Annotated in this window: 17 protein-coding genes and 1 pseudogene; 10 read left to right on the top strand and 8 right to left on the bottom strand. The window is 63.8% G+C overall.

Annotated features, from left to right (window positions below; genetic code table 11):
- Positions 1 to 11: 11 nt before the first annotated feature.
- Positions 12 to 1223, bottom strand: a complete 1212-nt coding sequence (locus QM806_RS38745; RefSeq protein WP_120661463.1) for an acetyl-CoA C-acetyltransferase — start codon at positions 1221 to 1223, stop codon at positions 12 to 14.
- 147 nt (positions 1224 to 1370) lie between these two features.
- Here QM806_RS38745 and QM806_RS38740 point away from each other — a divergent pair, with 147 nt between their 5' ends.
- On the top strand, positions 1371 to 2147 hold the full coding sequence (locus tag QM806_RS38740; protein WP_167119382.1) for an enoyl-CoA hydratase/isomerase family protein: 777 nt from the start codon (positions 1371 to 1373) through the stop codon (positions 2145 to 2147).
- Positions 2148 to 2218: 71 nt separating this feature from the next.
- Positions 2219 to 2496, top strand: a pseudogene (locus tag QM806_RS38735) (RNB domain-containing ribonuclease); the annotation flags it as partial.
- A 704-nt stretch (positions 2497 to 3200) separates the two neighbouring features.
- Here QM806_RS38735 and QM806_RS38730 read toward each other — a convergent pair.
- The 5 genes from QM806_RS38730 to QM806_RS38710 form a co-directional block, all read right to left on the bottom strand.
- Positions 3201 to 3941 (bottom strand): hypothetical protein, encoded by a 741-nt coding sequence (locus QM806_RS38730; RefSeq protein ID WP_133984147.1) that lies wholly within the window; start codon positions 3939 to 3941, stop codon positions 3201 to 3203.
- On the bottom strand, positions 3938 to 4786 hold the full coding sequence (locus tag QM806_RS41970; RefSeq protein WP_283294899.1) for a hypothetical protein: 849 nt from the start codon (positions 4784 to 4786) through the stop codon (positions 3938 to 3940). Before QM806_RS41970 ends, QM806_RS38730 begins: the two co-directional genes overlap by 4 nt.
- A complete protein-coding gene (locus tag QM806_RS38720) occupies positions 4783 to 5217 on the bottom strand; it encodes a hypothetical protein (RefSeq protein WP_120660942.1) in 435 nt (144 codons plus the stop codon). Before QM806_RS38720 ends, QM806_RS41970 begins: the two co-directional genes overlap by 4 nt.
- Positions 5218 to 5322: 105 nt before the next feature.
- Positions 5323 to 6132: a DUF8453 domain-containing protein gene (locus QM806_RS38715; RefSeq protein ID WP_120660941.1), complete on the bottom strand. Its 810-nt coding sequence runs from the start codon at positions 6130 to 6132 to the stop codon at positions 5323 to 5325.
- A gap of 141 nt (positions 6133 to 6273) precedes the next feature.
- Positions 6274 to 6555, bottom strand: a complete 282-nt coding sequence (locus QM806_RS38710; protein WP_259465724.1) for a hypothetical protein — start codon at positions 6553 to 6555, stop codon at positions 6274 to 6276.
- A 518-nt stretch (positions 6556 to 7073) separates the two neighbouring features.
- On the opposite strand from QM806_RS38710, the gene QM806_RS38705 reads away from it, so the two are divergent.
- Positions 7074 to 7862 carry a hypothetical protein gene (locus QM806_RS38705; protein WP_133984153.1) on the top strand — a complete coding sequence of 263 codons (789 nt, stop codon included), beginning with the start codon at positions 7074 to 7076 and terminating at the stop codon, positions 7860 to 7862.
- 127 nt (positions 7863 to 7989) lie between these two features.
- Complete coding sequence (locus QM806_RS38700) at positions 7990 to 8274, top strand: hypothetical protein (RefSeq protein WP_133984155.1); 285 nt, start codon at positions 7990 to 7992, stop codon at positions 8272 to 8274.
- Between the two features lie 40 nt (positions 8275 to 8314).
- Here the strand turns inward: QM806_RS38700 and QM806_RS38695 are convergent, their stop codons facing one another.
- Positions 8315 to 9100 carry a hypothetical protein gene (locus tag QM806_RS38695; RefSeq protein ID WP_283294898.1) on the bottom strand — a complete coding sequence of 262 codons (786 nt, stop codon included), beginning with the start codon at positions 9098 to 9100 and terminating at the stop codon, positions 8315 to 8317.
- Between the two features lie 371 nt (positions 9101 to 9471).
- Positions 9472 to 9870: a carboxymuconolactone decarboxylase family protein gene (locus QM806_RS38690; RefSeq protein WP_120661462.1), complete on the bottom strand. Its 399-nt coding sequence runs from the start codon at positions 9868 to 9870 to the stop codon at positions 9472 to 9474.
- A gap of 425 nt (positions 9871 to 10295) precedes the next feature.
- Between QM806_RS38690 and QM806_RS38685 the strand changes: the two genes are divergently transcribed.
- The 6 genes from QM806_RS38685 (at position 10296) to QM806_RS38660 (ending at position 14884) form a co-directional block, all read left to right on the top strand.
- Positions 10296 to 11138, top strand: coding sequence for an N-acyl homoserine lactonase family protein (locus QM806_RS38685; RefSeq protein WP_259465723.1), 843 nt, complete (start codon positions 10296 to 10298; stop codon positions 11136 to 11138).
- Positions 11122 to 12060: an NAD(P)-dependent oxidoreductase gene (locus tag QM806_RS38680; protein ID WP_133984161.1), complete on the top strand. Its 939-nt coding sequence runs from the start codon at positions 11122 to 11124 to the stop codon at positions 12058 to 12060. Before QM806_RS38685 ends, QM806_RS38680 begins: the two co-directional genes overlap by 17 nt.
- A gap of 9 nt (positions 12061 to 12069) precedes the next feature.
- Positions 12070 to 12471, top strand: a complete 402-nt coding sequence (locus tag QM806_RS38675) for a cupin domain-containing protein (RefSeq protein WP_120660935.1) — start codon at positions 12070 to 12072, stop codon at positions 12469 to 12471.
- A 97-nt stretch (positions 12472 to 12568) separates the two neighbouring features.
- Positions 12569 to 13459 (top strand): NAD(P)-dependent oxidoreductase, encoded by an 891-nt coding sequence (locus QM806_RS38670; RefSeq protein WP_259465722.1) that lies wholly within the window; start codon positions 12569 to 12571, stop codon positions 13457 to 13459.
- 20 nt (positions 13460 to 13479) lie between these two features.
- Positions 13480 to 14268 (top strand): carboxymuconolactone decarboxylase family protein, encoded by a 789-nt coding sequence (locus QM806_RS38665; protein WP_259465721.1) that lies wholly within the window; start codon positions 13480 to 13482, stop codon positions 14266 to 14268.
- A 115-nt stretch (positions 14269 to 14383) separates the two neighbouring features.
- Positions 14384 to 14884 carry an SDR family oxidoreductase gene (locus tag QM806_RS38660; protein ID WP_283294897.1) on the top strand — a complete coding sequence of 167 codons (501 nt, stop codon included), beginning with the start codon at positions 14384 to 14386 and terminating at the stop codon, positions 14882 to 14884.
- Positions 14885 to 14906 lie beyond the last annotated feature (22 nt).

Here is a 14906-nt window from a genome sequence, read left to right as displayed (position 1 = left end):
GTCGTACTTCCTCAGACTCGCTCGATGATGGTTGCAATGCCCATGCCGCCGCCCACGCAGAGGGTCACCAGGGCATGTCGCTGCTGTCGGCGCTCGAGTTCGTCGACGACGGTGCCGACCAACATGGCACCGGTGGCGCCGAGCGGGTGTCCCATGGCGATCGCGCCGCCGTTGACGTTGAGTTTCTCGTCGGGGATCTGCAGGTCCTTCTGGAACTTCAGCACGACCGAGGCGAACGCTTCGTTCAACTCGAACAGATCGATGTCGTCGACGCTCAGGCCGGCCAGGCTCAGGGCCTTCAACGTTGCCGGTGTCGGCCCGGTCAGCATGATCGTCGGCTCCGACCCGGTTACCGCGGTGGCCACGATTCGGGCGCGGGGGGTGAGGTCGAACCGCGCACCCGCCTGTTCGGTGCCGATCAGCACCAGGGCGGCGCCGTCGACGATTCCCGAGCTGTTTCCGCCGTGGTGAACGTGGTTGATCTTCTCCACGCTGGTGTACTTCTGCATGGCCACCGCATCGAATCCGGCAGCCTCACCGACTCCGGCGAAGGACGGCTTCAGCGCGGCCAGCGCCTGCACCGTCGTGCCGGGTCGACGGTGCTCATCATGATCGAGAACCGTCACCCCGTTCGAATCCTTCACCGGCACCACCGACTTCGTGAAATAGCCACCGGACCAGGCGAGTTCGGCGCGGTCCTGCGATCGCACCGCGTACGCGTCGACGTCGTCGCGGGTGAACCCCTCGACCGTCGCGATCAGGTCCGCGCCGATCCCCTGCGGCACGAAATGCAGGTCGTAGTTGGTGGTGGGGTCGTTGAACAGCGCGCCACCGTCCGAGCCGATCGGTACCCGGGACATCGACTCCACTCCCCCGGCGATCACGAGGCTCTCGAAGCCGGAGCGCACCTTCTGAGCGGCCAGGTTGGTCGCTTCCAGGCCGGACGCGCAGAACCGGTTGATCTGCACGCCCGCGACGGTCTGCGGCAGACCTGCGACCAATGCGGCCGTCCGCGCGATATCGCCTCCTTGGTCGCCGACGGGCGAGACGACACCCAACACGATGTCGTCGATGGCCGCCGGGTCGAGATCGGGAAACCGGGTCCTCAGCTCATGGACCAGCCCGACCACCAGGTCGACCGGCTTCACTCCGTAGAGCGCTCCGCGCTTGCCCTTGCCGCGAGGCGTGCGAATCGCCTCGTAAATGAATGCTTGTTCCGACACCACGTGTGCCTTCCTGTGTCAACGCCGCGCTCCGGCGAGTACCCGCATCTCCGAGACAGAGAGATGTGCTCGGGATTTACACGGTAGGGCGGTGAAGTTATACAGTCAATACTGACCGTATAAGAAATCTTGAAGGGAGAAAGACGCATGGCATCAATTCATGGCGAAACCAAGATCCAAGACGGCATCCTCCATGCCGTTGTGACCGACCCCGCAAAGGGAAACACTCTGTCCGGATCGCTCATGGCGGAGGTTGTCGATGTTCTGAGCGCCACTGGGCACGAGATCCGTGCCGTGATGATCACTGGCGCCGAGGGCACATTCTGCAGCGGAGGAGACGTGACGGCATTCGCGTCGGCGACAAATCCGGGCGAGTTCGTCGGTGACCTCGCTGCCGAGTTCCACACCTTCATTCGGGCGCTGACTCAGGCACCGGTGCCGGTGATCGCGGCGGTGGAAGGGTGGGCGGCCGGTGCCGGAATGAGCATCGCGTGCGCTGCCGACGTGATCGTGGGCGGGCCGTCGACCGCGTTCTTGCCGGCGTACCCCGCCATCGGCTTGACACCCGACGGCGGGATGACGTGGACACTGCCCCGGCTGATCGGATTCGCGCGGGCTCGTGATTTGCTGTTGACGAACAGCCCCCTGCGCGGCGAGGAGGCGTATCGAGCAGGACTGATCACTCGGTTCGTGGACGACACCGACATCTTCTCCACCGCGACCACGATCGCGACCCAGGCTGCAGCACGATCGCGGCAGTCCTCGGCAGGGATCAAGAAACTGATCTGGTCCGCCCAGTTCTCGACGTTCGACGATCAACTCGACCGCGAGGCGCAGTCGATCGCGGCTTGCGCCGCATCGATCGACGGCCGGGAAGGGGTCCGTGCGTTCACGGAGCGGCGGAGACCGAACTTCACATCCTGAATTGAGCAGCCCGCCAGAATGTTCCCGGTCTCACCCTCCCGATTCGCTGCCCGAAGCTGTGGATGCACGGCCTCATCTTGCAGGAGCTGATGATCGCCACCAACGAGGCCGTCGCTTCTCGTGTATGGAGCGGGGGTTGCCGATCATGTCCGCAAGCACCGGCCCAATCCGGTCGCCGGCAGCACCGACGAGCTGATGCACGAGATCGCTGCCGCGGCCAGGGGACCCGGACCTGTTCGCGAAACTGCGTGGACGACTGCTGTCCACGCTGCGGGCCGCGACCTACGATCCGACGGTGCACGGCGCTGGGACGCGATCCTCGGACTGGAGGTATCGCGTGCTGTCGCCCGCGAACATTGGACGCGGATCAAGGCGCTCAACAAACGCTTCGCCGAGGCCAGTGACGATCAGTACGACACCCTCCGGCCGTCGGCAGAGCTGCGGGAGTTCGTCAAGGAGGAGCTCTACTGTCAGCTCGAATCGCCTCGGGGCTGGAACGGCCACCGTCCGGACGACGCCGAACACACCGCAATCGTCAACGAACTCGCGCAGGCCGTGGCCCGCGGGCTGAACGCCCCTATCAGCGGACGGTTGTTTACCGCAGCTCAGCCGGAGTGGGAACGCAGCTACGACCTGTACGGGCCCGGTTCCACCCGACTGCGGGCCGACCAATCGCCTGCATCACCACCGCCAACGCGCCGACACCCGCACTACCCGCATACAGAGCGATGTTGTCCTCCGGGATCGCAGCCGTCCACAACCCGACAGCGATCACGGTCAGCAAGACCGATACCAGCAGTACTGCGCCGGCGAACAACCAGTGGCTAAACGACCAGTCCGAGTAATGACTGACCGCGACATCGGAATTCGAGTAGGGAACATCAATTGCCTTTCCGTAGAGGGAGTACGGTGCGCGCGCTTCGCCTGACGCTATCGGAAATCAAGCCGACAAGGCTCGTTCGAAAACGAGTAAGATCCGTCGACTTTCACAGCTCGACAGGACAACTCACACCATCGAACCCTTCGCCAGCAGATCAGTTTCGCCCGGTAGCCTCAGGTCGCCAGCAACAACACCTGTGCACGACAGGCGGGGTGCATATATGGCGGCCGCAACCCCATCCGAGCCTCGCCGCCAGTTGCCACCGCAGTTGCGGTGTCTGCCAGGCAGGAGTGCGGTGCCGTGCGGCCGAGTGCGCCATCCGGGTACCGATGCGCGAACTCCCACCGGTCGGCCCCCGGTTCTTCGTCGACGGTCCACGTCAACATGTGGAAGTGGCCGGCACTGCGCTTCTTTCCGATCGACACGATGGGCGTCAGCAGCTCGATGATGGCGGCCGGGTCGCCGACGGCCCGCCCGGCCAGGTCCCGGCACACCGTGAGCGGAAGGGGCATCACCCGGGAGCGGTAGCGGCCGTGACGTTCGGACACCAACGCCGGCAACTTCGCCGACATCTGGTCGAGTGCGTGCTGATCCGGTCGGGCGGACCAGTACTGCACGTGCGGGCCGGGCACATCGTCCTCCGGATAGGCGAACGTCGCCGCCCAATGCCACCCGTCGGCGCCGTCGCCGGGGCAGCGGGCCAACGGCAGGTCCAGGTCCTCCGGCACGGTGTCGAAGCTGTAGGGCTCGTAGTCGGTGCCCGCCTCCCGGGCGGCGGCCTTGGTGTTCTCCCGGATCTCCGAGGCGAGGAGGCCGTCGAGGCTGATCCCCCACGGCACCGCGTGCGCAACACCGCCGGCCATTCTCGCCCGGACGACCAGCGGCACCATCCCCGCAGCGATCTGGAGGGTCATGCCGGGAGCGAGAGCAGCGTTTCCAGGGCCTCAGTGCGGCGTGCGGCGACGATCTCCCGCCAATCGACCACCGGGCGCACCATCAGGGTCTGAGGCGTGTGGTGGCGATCTGGCCGTGCCCGATCCCGGTGCGACCGCCCAGCCACCCGGTGCGGCTGAACTCGGCCAGCACATCGGCGGCGAAGGCATGATCGAGGTCGGAGCCTCGGACCAATTGCACCCACGATTCGAACCGCGTGCCAGGGGCGAGAGTTTCGATGTCGTACCGCATCACCGGCGATCCCGACCCACCCGTCTCGGCGTCGGTGTCGACGGCGGTGCCGGCGTGGCCTGCGGTCACGTCGTCGAGGTGAGTAGGACTCGAGGGCCTCGATGTCGAACCGGGACGGGATCGGCCCCGAGTAGGTACGGCGCAGGTTCGGGGTGGCTTCGGTGACGATCGGGACCACGTGCCCGATGCGCAGGCAGCCGTCGATCGGGGCGGCGCCGATGGCGCCGCCGAACACGCTCAGCTGCGGGATCAGCTCCCGGAGTTGGTGTAGGCGGCGGCCGGTGATCGGTTCCGCCTGGGTTTTCACGATCGCGCCGCCGTTGCGGAGGGTGTGTGCGACCGCCAGCGGCAGCTGGCCCTCGTAGTCGAGGACGTCGCGTAGAAGTTCCTCGCCGATCCGGCGCAGCACGCCGCGGAAGGAGTTGCCGGAGATGACCGGGACCAGTTCGACCGACCCGTCCGGCTGCAGGATTTTCATCCGCCGGCCGATCGCGGTAGTGCCGATCAGCTCCCCGCGGTGCGAGATCGGGGACCGGGCGGCCATCTCGATCTCCCACACCCGCGTCACGGTCACGACGCCAACCCGTGCTCGGTGTGGGCGGCACGGACCGCGTCGGCCACGATCCGCGTCCGCAACGTCAGAGCGGTCGTCTGATCGCGCATCACCTGCAGCACCGGTCGCGCCTCACTCGTGAGCAGCATGGCCAGCTCTGACCGTTGTTCGTCGGTGCGCGGGGCCGAGCCCAACCGGGCAGCCGAGACGGTCCACCACTGGTGCAGGTTGATGCTGCAGTAGGTGGCCAACCGGACCCTAGTGGGCAGCAGGTTGTCCCAGTAGTCACCGCGGCGACCGGCCACCCAGTTGCCGTCGGACCAGTCGATCCCGTAGTGCAGCAACAACAGCAACCGCTCCGCGACCTGCGAGGCCTGGTCAGTCAGCCCGGGTAGCTGTGGAACCGCGGCCAGCCAGCGGTCGGTTACTGAAAGTTCGTTCTCCCCCGACATATTCATCACTCCGAATCCTAGTGAAGGATCCTCGCTTTCTCGAGTCGCGCCGGATTGCTCCGTGGACCACAGTGCTCACCGTGGTCCACAACCTGCTCGGGGTTCCTACTCGTTTGCCGGCTCGGGGGTTGGATTGTTCCTACGCTGCCGCTCCTGCCGACGACTCTCGACAACGGCGCGGCGGCGCTCGCGTTCGGCTCTCTCCCGGACCCGTACCTCCTCCGGCTTGGCATAGTCCTCGATCTTCCCTATCGCCTTCGCGGTCGATTGCACAGCTGGTGCGATCTGCTCCAGCGCCTTCGTCGTCCGCTTGTGCAGCCCCAAGTGGTCGTCCGAGTGCCTGACGACGACCTCGCCCCGTAACAACGCCATGTCCAAGACGAACGTGTCGACGTACCGATGTGCTGCCCGCTCCCAGAAGTTGGGTGTGTCGCTGTACCTAACGGTCACGGTCACAACGTTAGGAATGGGCTCATCATTGAGAAGGTCCCCCTGATCATCGGCGTCGCCGCTGGGGACGAACCACAGGTTGCGGAGGTCAACACCCGGCATCAGATTTGCGATCGGATTCTCGTAGCGACTCAGCATGAAGGGAACATAGCTGTCATCCCCGCTGCGGGTCTCCACGTTCTCCATCGGCGGATCGAATGTCACCTGGACGTCGTAGGCAACCGATTGCCCATAGTTGCGGACCAAGAGATATGCGGCACCTCGCTCAGAAGGGTGCGGATCCCGGACGAGCTGTGCACCGACCATCGGGCGGGAACGGTCGCGGCTGTCTCGTTCGAAAGCCCTCAAAGTCCGGATTCCGACCACACTCGCGACGACGACCGAGATAGCAGTGACTATTGCCCCGCCCGCCGTTCCCCAGGCGCTCGGGAGGTCAGTGGTCGGGGAAGCGAGGTACTCGATCAACGGCGATCCTTTCGAATGGGGCCTGAGTGTATTCGTCCACCCCGACACGAACGCTGTGCGCTATCGGGTGGCACGGATTCCGATTTCCCACCACGGGTTTGCGTGGCGCCACGAGGTCAGCTGGCTCCAGTCGTCGAATACCTAACGCCACCGGTCTGCGGCCAGTTGGCACAGCACCGCGTATGCCGGCACCTCGTCGCGGAGCATGGTTTCGGTGAATCCCAGCTCTCGGAGCCGGCGCATCACAGCGAGACGGACCGTGTCGGATTCGCTCCAGTTCAGGTGTGTGTCGTCGACCGTTATCCGTCCCCACCGGGCATCGGGCAGCAGGTGTTTGCGGCCTGGACGCAATGGGACAACCACTGCCATATCACTGCGGATGGTGGTCGACAGGACGTGCAGTAGCAGCTGTGGGTTCGCCATAAACCAGAGCCTTGGGTTTACGAGTCACGATGTGGGCTTCGCTGCGTAGCGGGCGGTTCCGGTACACCCACACGCACACCTGACACAGGTGCCGGCCGGCCAGGTTCGTCCAGGACTCGAACCCAGTGAACCGTCGGGATATCACCTGCCCGACCGGAGTCATCACCGTCGTCGCGTGCCCGCACCGCGCGCACCCGGCCACCCGATCCGAGGGCTCGGCGTGTTCCGGGATGCCGACTGCCGCGGTGTAGGCGGCCCACACCACATCCTGCTCTGCCGCGGTCAGGTTCGGCGCCGTCACAGCGACGGAGTGCGGTGGCCCGAGCCTCGGGGATTGCTCGGCGATGTCTAGAAATTTGCGACATTTGATAGGCGCTGTGGATAACTAGTGTGCCTGAAGTGAAGCAACGCCCTAAAACAGGGCGGCAAGTCTATTTGGCCTTCCGGTGGAGCGTCGCGCCTTCTAGCGTTGATGGAGTGAGTCATCAAGCCATACGACCAACCCGAAGGAAACGGTCATGAGTCATCTCCGCGAGATCAAGCGAACACGCGGCCCGATAGCCGGCTACGACTTGTACGTCGAGAACTACGAAGAAAATCCAGAGATGGGGAGGTTTGGCATATGGGTGGGGGCGAAGTACTACTCCACCGAGTCAGTCACGCTCTCGATCCGGAAGCCGGATGACGGCGAGTTCTGGGTGTTCGGATTCGATTCGCAGACAGCGACGTACTGGTTGCCTTTCGAGTTGGAGGATTTCGCGCCACGTCTTATCAAAGGCTCCAACGTGGTGACATACGACGGAACTGTCGGAGACGAGTACCACGTGACACTAGCTATCGCCGCTGGCGCAGACAAGGAGTGTCATACCGTCTACGCCATCCTTGCAAGACCGAATGGGCCAGAGCCGGCGGACAAGTACGACTCCCACTACGTCACATCTGTCTGCCTCACTGGCTACGAAATCGTCTGGCCGAATGACAAACTCGAGGAACAAAGACGGTGGTTGAGGAACTTCAAGGAAAAAATCGGGCGACACGTGCCAGTTCCTCTGTTCGGCGTACCACAGCCGCCGCAGCCAGTGGAAGTTCAACTCGCGGCCCTGCGAGGGAATGAAGTGATCAAGGTCCGCGCAACAGTCGATGAGATCGAGCGACTGGAGCGCGCTGGCGGGCAAGACGATCTGCTGCGGGCTTTGAAATCGGGATTAACGCACACGCTTGGTCACGCGCTCACGCGTAACAACGCGACTGTGTCCACACATACCGACGGGCTTCGTCCGCAGGTCGCTCACACTCTCGCTGAATAGCCGAAACTGGATATCACGCCCCGATGCCGTGACAGCTCGCTGCGCCGACATTGTCGAGTCGATCCTGCGATTCGTACCGAATGCCGACCCCGTCTCCACCGGAGTCTTCGATGCCTACAGGATCTGCTTGCCGGAACTCGCCTTCATGAAGGACCACGCGTTCAGCGACGAGCGGGAATGGCGCGTGTTGATCATCAACATCGCCGATCGGACGCTGAAGTTTCGACCCGACGGCACGCTCGGGGTCATCCCCTACGTCGACATCACCTTCCCGGTCAACGCAATCCGCGAAGTCATCGTCGGCCCCGGTCCCCACAAGGAACTCCGCAAGCAAGCCGTCGAGCAACTACTCGCCGAGAACAAGTACACCGACACCACAGTCCGTACCTCGGAGGTGCCGTACCGGCCGTGAACCCCGTTCTTCCTCCGACAGCGACCGTCGGCACGACGCTTTACATGGGTCGGGCGTCGGCAACGCGTTGTCGCGCGTGTGGGCCGTCGCCGCCGGCACGGCGGGGTTGTGGATTCGGCAGATCTCGATATCCCCGGCAAACCTGATGCCGGCCGCGAGCATGACCGTGTACGGCTCGACATGCCTTCTCTGAACACCGCAGCCGGTGCGCGACGCCTAGCTGATTGGCCGAGCGCGCAGGGTATCCCTTATCCGCCATCGGCTTTCGGTCCAGATCCGTGCCAACATCCGCGACGGGTGAAGGTGCGACGAGTCGGCGCCATTCCGGTCCGAGTTCGTCACCCACGCGCAGTGGCAGTGGGGGCATCTCCTCACCGGCGGGGGCCATGAACACCGCGACCTTCTCGCGGAATACCGGGTCGGTCACCACAACCTGCTGTTCGAAAATTGCCTGCGGCAATGTGATCAGGTCCTGCGCGCGAAGCCACTCAATGAAGTGCAAGGTGGCCACCGTCTGCACAATCAGCCGACACACGATCGGAGCTGCGGCCCTGTAGCGTTCGGCCACGCCGTGCTGCGTGGTCTCGGCCAGGCGCTCACTGTCGTTGTGCACGACGTCGCCGTAGATCCAGGCGAAGGCCAACACGTTGTCCGCGACCGCAGGTGTCGGCTCGTGTTCGTCGATGCTCCCGTGCTGGACCGCAGATGCCAGGGTTTCCCGGCCCTGCGGGTCGAACTCCGACCATTCCCGTTTGAGGGAGCCGAGCGCTGCTCCTCCACTGGCCACCAATGAAGAGGCCTGTGGGAATATTCGCGAGAAGATCACCTTCGCGTGGTGCCGAAACTGTCATCGCTTGCAACTTTCGCTCGTCGTTTCACTGGTGTGCCCGCGAGGTCCGTCCTCACCCGGGCGCGGTGCGTCGGCGCAGACGCCTGCCAGTCCAGGCCGCCGGCGCGGGTCCGGCCGTTGCGCGGTACCCCTGTGCGGGACCGCCCATGCTGCGGCGGCCAACCTGCCAGACGGCGCTGCGCCAGCCGATGTCCGGGCGGCAGCGGCTCGCATATGGAGCTTCGGGCCGCCCGGTCGTCACTTGCACGAGGCACGCGTTCCGTGGACACGAATCAGTCGGGGCGGTGCCCGCCGCATCCGGCAGTGCCACACCGTCGGTGAGGCGACCGCAGCGCCCTTATCACAGGTCAGACGTTCGCTCGCACGTCCTTGAGCGTCGCTTCGGCCACCCGGAACGATTCCAGCGCGGCCGGCACGCCGACATAGACGGCGGCCTGGATGAGCACTTCCTGAATCTCCTCGTCCGAGCAGCCATTGGTCACCGCTCCGCGCACGTGCACAGCGAGCTCATGGGAGCGGTTCAAGGTGGTGAGCATCGCCAGATTCAGCAGACTGCGCGTCTTGCGATCGATCCCCTCCCTGGTCCAGACCGCACCCCAGCAGTACTCGGTGACGAGTTCCTGGATGGGGCGGGAAAACTCCGTCACATTGTTCAACGACCGCTCGACGTGGGCGGCACCGAGGACTGCCTTTCGCATCTCGATACCGTCCTCGTAGGTTTCTTTACGCGTGCGACTAGTCGACATCGCCCTCTTCTTTCGGTTGATCCGGAGCTGCACAGCTCGTCTGACAAAACTCTCGGCTGCCGACATTGGCCGGCTGTCCGATCACGCCCCGGCGTCAGCCGAAGCAGCACTCGAGGGGCAGTCACCGAATCTTCCTGGTCATTGCGCACCGGAGGCGTTCAGCGCCTTGGCTCACTGTGCAACGCGGCGCGAACGTCGCGCCACGCTCCTAGTAGTACGTTTTGTCACACACTATTGTCAATCGGGCGAGATCATCGTCCTCCCCCGCATCTCGGAAAAGCGCCTGCCGCCAACTGCGTAGATGCACAACGATTTCAAGACTGGGCATAGCCAAGAAGACCATCACCAACTATTGTAATACGAGAATACAAACCCGTGGACGGGTTGGCCCGATACGACGGCACCGCAAGATGGAGGACGGTTTCGTGAACACCGAGGTAGATGACGAGTACGAAGTCATCGTCGTCCGTTACGCATCCCGGCAGACGGTGCGGAGCCAGATCTACCTGAACTACCACCTGTACGGAGAGCCGGATGCTCCGATGGGAATGGATTACTACTTCTGGATCGTGCGGAACGCGCAGAGAACGTTCGTGGTCGACACCGGCTACAGCGAGCAGGGAGGATTCAACCGCGGGCGAGGACACCTGATTCACCCGCGGGAGGCGTTGAAGCTGACCGGTGTCGAACCGGACGAGGCCACACTGATTCTGACCCATGCGCATTACGACCACGTCGGCAACGCTGATCTGTTCCCGCACTCACCGGTCATCATTCCGAAGCGGGAGTTCGACTTCTGGACCGGACCGTACGCCCGCAGGCTGCAGTATCACCATTCGGTCGAGAACGCCGAACTCGCCCATCTGCGCCGGATCCACGATGAGGGGCGCATGCAGTTCCACACAGGATCGATCGAAGTTGCACCGGGTATCGAGATGATCCAGCTGGGAGGCCACTCCCCGGGTCAGTCCATCCTCACGGTCAAGACCAGTGAAGGCATGGTCCTGCTGGCCTCGGACGCCACGCATTACTACGAGGAAATCGACCGCGACATGCCCTTCCTGGTCGTGGCAGACCTGGAAGCGATGTACGCCGGGTTCGACCAGATGAAGCGAATCGTCGAAGAGCGGAACGCGATCTTGATCCCGGGGCACGATCCTCAGGTCCTCGACCGTCACGAACAGTACCAGGGCGCACTGGCGGGAGTCGCCGCGTCGATCGGCCGCCTACCTCTGAACAAAGGGAGCATTGATGACAAACAGCGTTGAGATCGACTCGGAGTCGATCGTTTCCACCAGCCGAGTCGGATTCATCGGGCTCGGCAACATGGGTGGGCGTATGGCCCGATGCGTCACCTCGGCGAACGAGCGGGTGCTCGGGTTCGACACCCGAACCGACGGGGTACGCGATGCCGGCGCGGTCGTCGCGTCGTCGGTGGGCGAGGTTGTGCAGAACTCCGACATCATTTTGCTCTCGCTTCCCGAGAGCAAGATCGTCGAATCGGTCGTACTCGGTGACGACGGCATTCTGGCGAACGCGCGTCCGGGTCAGATCCTGGTCGACCTGAGCACGTCGGCACCGGAATCGACACGACGGCTTCATCAGCAACTGCACAGCAAGGGAGTCCGGTTCGTCGACGCAGGTATCTCCGGCGGCGCGGCAGCGGCGGAATCGGGAACCTTGACGTTGATGGTCGGTGGCGACCCGGAGACGATCGCGGAAGTAACCCCGATCCTCGAACACTTCTCGAAGAAGATCTTCCATTGCGGGGCCGTCGGATCCGGGCACACCGCCAAGCTGTTGAACAACTTTCTGAACGCAATTTCGCTCTCCGCCACCGCCGAGGTGATGGTGGCGGCACGGAAGGCAGGTCTCGACCTCGAGGTCCTCCTCGACGTCCTCAACAACAGCTCGGGCGTGAATTTCGCGACGCTGAACCGGTTTCCGCGGATCATCCACGGCGACTACCTCGAGGGCGGTTTGACGAACTCGCTGATGATGAAAGACGTCCTCGCCTACGTCGAGCTCGTCGCAGGTCTTGGCGTGGCCAGCCCCAACTCCGCAGCTCCACTCGCATCCTTCGGTCTGGCCAAGCAACTCGGCTACTCGGACCGGATCAGTAACACGGTTGTCGACGCAATCGGTGACGTCTCGGGAAACGTCCGATTGCACGATGCCGTCACGACCTAGGGAATCACCGTGAAGATCATCCATGGCATCGAACAGTCCGGAACCGCACGCAAGACCGGCTCTCAGTTCACCGGCATCGTGCACAACTATCTGACCATGCCGGCTACTGACGGTGTCACCATCAACTCCGTCAACTTCCTACCCGGCGCTCGCACCTACTGGCATGAGCACGAGCATGGCCAGATTCTCCAGGTCCTCGCCGGTGAAGGCTTGGTCGGAACCGCAGCGGACGGGATTCGGGTCCTCAAGGCCGGCGACACCGTGTGGTGCCCGCCGGGTGAGCGACATTGGCATGGTGCAGGTCCGGGCTCGTTCATGACTCATATCGCCATCTCGCTCGGAACGACGAGCTGGGCCGAGGAAGTGCGCCCCGAGGAGTACTCCGGAACCACCCCGGCGCCGACACCGTGACGCACCTCCACACCCGACTACCGGCCGTCTCAGCCGGATGCATCCGGCACGTCCACCTCCGGCGCGAGATCGACGCTCGAGAACTGAGGAACAGAACATGACAGGCCAGACTTCACAGGCGGGCACCACCATCGCGTTCATCGGGCTGGGAAATATGGGCGGGCCGATGTCGGCCCGTCTCGTTTCGGCCGGCCACCGCGTGAACGGATTCGACCCCAGCACCGACGCGCGGCAGAGGCTGCAGGACACCGGCGGAAGCTCAGTTGACAGTGCTGCGGCGGCAGTTGACGGAGCCGAGTTCGTGATCTTGATGCTCCCGAACTCGACTGTCGTCGAGACGGTTCTCGCGGATCCCGCCGTACGCGGCAATCTCAGGCCGCAGACCACCGTCATCGACATGAGTTCCTCGGAGCCGACCTCGACGCGCAAGCTCGCCGAGGACCTCGAAGCTCTCTCGATATCCCTCATCGACGCACCGGTCTCCGGCGGAGTGAAAGGCGCGGAGGCCGGACGGCTGACCATCATGGTCGGAGGGGACGAGACCGCGGTCGCCCGTGCCCAACCCGTCCTGTCCCACCTGGGGTCGACCAAGCACGCCGGAAGCGTCGGCGCCGGCCACGCACTCAAAGCCATCAATAATCTTCTCTCCGCCACTCATCTGCTCGCCACCGCCGAGGGGATCGCTGCCGGGGAGCGATTCGGCCTGGACCCCAAGGTCATGGTCGAACTGATCAACACCTCGAGCGGACGAAGCGGGTCGACCGACAACAAGTACCCGAACTTCGTCCTTCCTGGCACGTTCGACTCGGGATTCGGTCTGCGGCTGATGCTCAAGGACATGAAGATCGCCGTCGATCTCGCAGAGCAGGTCGGTGCACCGAGTCGACTCGGTGCACAGGCCACGGCGCTGTGGGAACAGGCCGCCGACGACCTCGCACCCACCGCCGATCACACCGAGATCGCGCGTTGGGCAGAACCCCAGCACTAAACCATCGGGAGACAACAACTATGACTTCGAGCGCCGAGCACGACCGACTCAAGCAACGCATCATCGACATCCACGGGGCCTGGGACGAGTCCTGGGAGGCGATCCGCAACCTGCGGCCAGCGTTCCTGGCGGCCTACGTCAGCTTCGCCGAGGTGCCGTGGAAGAAAAACCACCTCGACGACAAGACCAAAGAACTTGTCTATCTCGCCGTCGATGCCGCCGCCACACACCTCCACGCCCCTGGCGTACGCCAGCACATCCGGCGGGCGCTCGAGCTCGGCGCCACCCCCGGCGAGATCATGGAAGTGATCGAGCTGACCAGCACGCTGGGGATCCATGCGATGAACATCGGGGTGCCCCTGCTCGTCGAAGTGCTCGACGAGCAGGGGCTGCGTGAGTCTGCCGCACCGTTGTCGGAGTACCAGGAGGAGTTGAAGGCCCGGTTTACAGCGAACCGCGGCTACTGGCACCCTTTTTGGGACGAGATGCTGGAGCTGGACCCGGAGATCTTCGGCGCCTACACCGACTTCTCCTCCCTCTCGTGGGAAACCGGGACATTGGAGCCGAAGGTGAAGGAATTCATCTACATCGCCTTCGACGCCGCCGCGACGCACTTGTACGTTCCTGGATGGAAGCTGCATATGCGCAACGCGCTCGGCTACGGAGCGACGAAGGAAGAAATTCTCGAGGTCATGGAAATCGCGAGTGTGATGGGCATGCAGGCAGCGACGACCGCCTTCCCGATTCTCGTCGACGAACTCCGCCGCACCAACGACACCGTGATAATCGCACAGCCCGAACGAGTCTGACGTCTCGTCGTGTCGAGCCTGATCGCGGCCGACTCCCGGAAGCGACGAGTCGGTTCGGTCGGGACTCATTGTTGGAGAGGAATGAAAGATGCCAGCTAGTGGACTCGAGGACAAGGTGGCGATCGTCACCGGAGCGGCCGGTGGGCTGGGGCAGGCCGCGACTCAGCGCTTGTCGGAGGAAGGGGTCAAGGTGGTCGCCGTCGACCTTGACGCCGAGGCGGCCCAGAAAAGTGCGGCGGATCTTCCCGGCGAGGCGATCGCGGTCGGGAGCGATGTGTCCTCGGAGGAGGGTGTCGAGCACTACATGGCCGAGGCCGTCAAGGCCTTCGGCACTGTGGACTTTCACTTCCTCAATGCCGGCATCGCAGGGTCGCTCGCCGAACTCGTGGATGTGCCGGTCAACGAGTGGGACAAGGTGATGGCGGTAAATCTGCGCGGTCCCTTCCTCGGCATCCGCGCCGCGTTTCGTCAGTATCTGGCGGAAGGCACGACGGGATCGATCGTGGTCACCTCCTCCATCGCGGGGTTGCGGGGAAGCAACGATCTCCTGGCCTACACCACGTCCAAACACGGTGTTGTCGGACTAGAGCGTGTCTGCTTAATGTTTGATGCTTGATGCGTGATGCTGGGTATGTGTT

The sequence above is a fragment of the Rhodococcus sp. IEGM 1351 genome (assembly GCF_030056875.1).
Lineage (GTDB): Bacteria > Actinomycetota > Actinomycetes > Mycobacteriales > Mycobacteriaceae > Rhodococcus_F > Rhodococcus_F opacus.
The sequence above is the reverse complement of the archived record's forward strand: the minus strand, read 5'-3'. Positions and strand labels throughout refer to the sequence as shown.

Bases quoted from the DNA above. Each gene is read 5' to 3' on its own strand.
- QM806_RS38720 (WP_120660942.1), bottom strand. From the start codon at position 5,217: ATGTCGGGGGAGAACGAACTTTCAGTAACCGACCGCTGGCTGGCCGCG.
- QM806_RS38665 (WP_259465721.1), top strand. From the start codon at position 13,480: ATGACTTCGAGCGCCGAGCACGACCGACTCAAGCAACGCATCATCGAC.
- QM806_RS38680 (WP_133984161.1), top strand. From the start codon at position 11,122: ATGACAAACAGCGTTGAGATCGACTCGGAGTCGATCGTTTCCACCAGC.
- QM806_RS38690 (WP_120661462.1), bottom strand. From the start codon at position 9,870: ATGTCGACTAGTCGCACGCGTAAAGAAACCTACGAGGACGGTATCGAG.
- QM806_RS38740 (WP_167119382.1), top strand. From the start codon at position 1,371: ATGGCATCAATTCATGGCGAAACCAAGATCCAAGACGGCATCCTCCAT.
- QM806_RS38710 (WP_259465724.1), bottom strand. From the start codon at position 6,555: ATGGCGAACCCACAGCTGCTACTGCACGTCCTGTCGACCACCATCCGC.
- QM806_RS38705 (WP_133984153.1), top strand. From the start codon at position 7,074: ATGAGTCATCTCCGCGAGATCAAGCGAACACGCGGCCCGATAGCCGGC.
- QM806_RS38730 (WP_133984147.1), bottom strand. From the start codon at position 3,941: ATGACCCTCCAGATCGCTGCGGGGATGGTGCCGCTGGTCGTCCGGGCG.
- QM806_RS38670 (WP_259465722.1), top strand. From the start codon at position 12,569: ATGACAGGCCAGACTTCACAGGCGGGCACCACCATCGCGTTCATCGGG.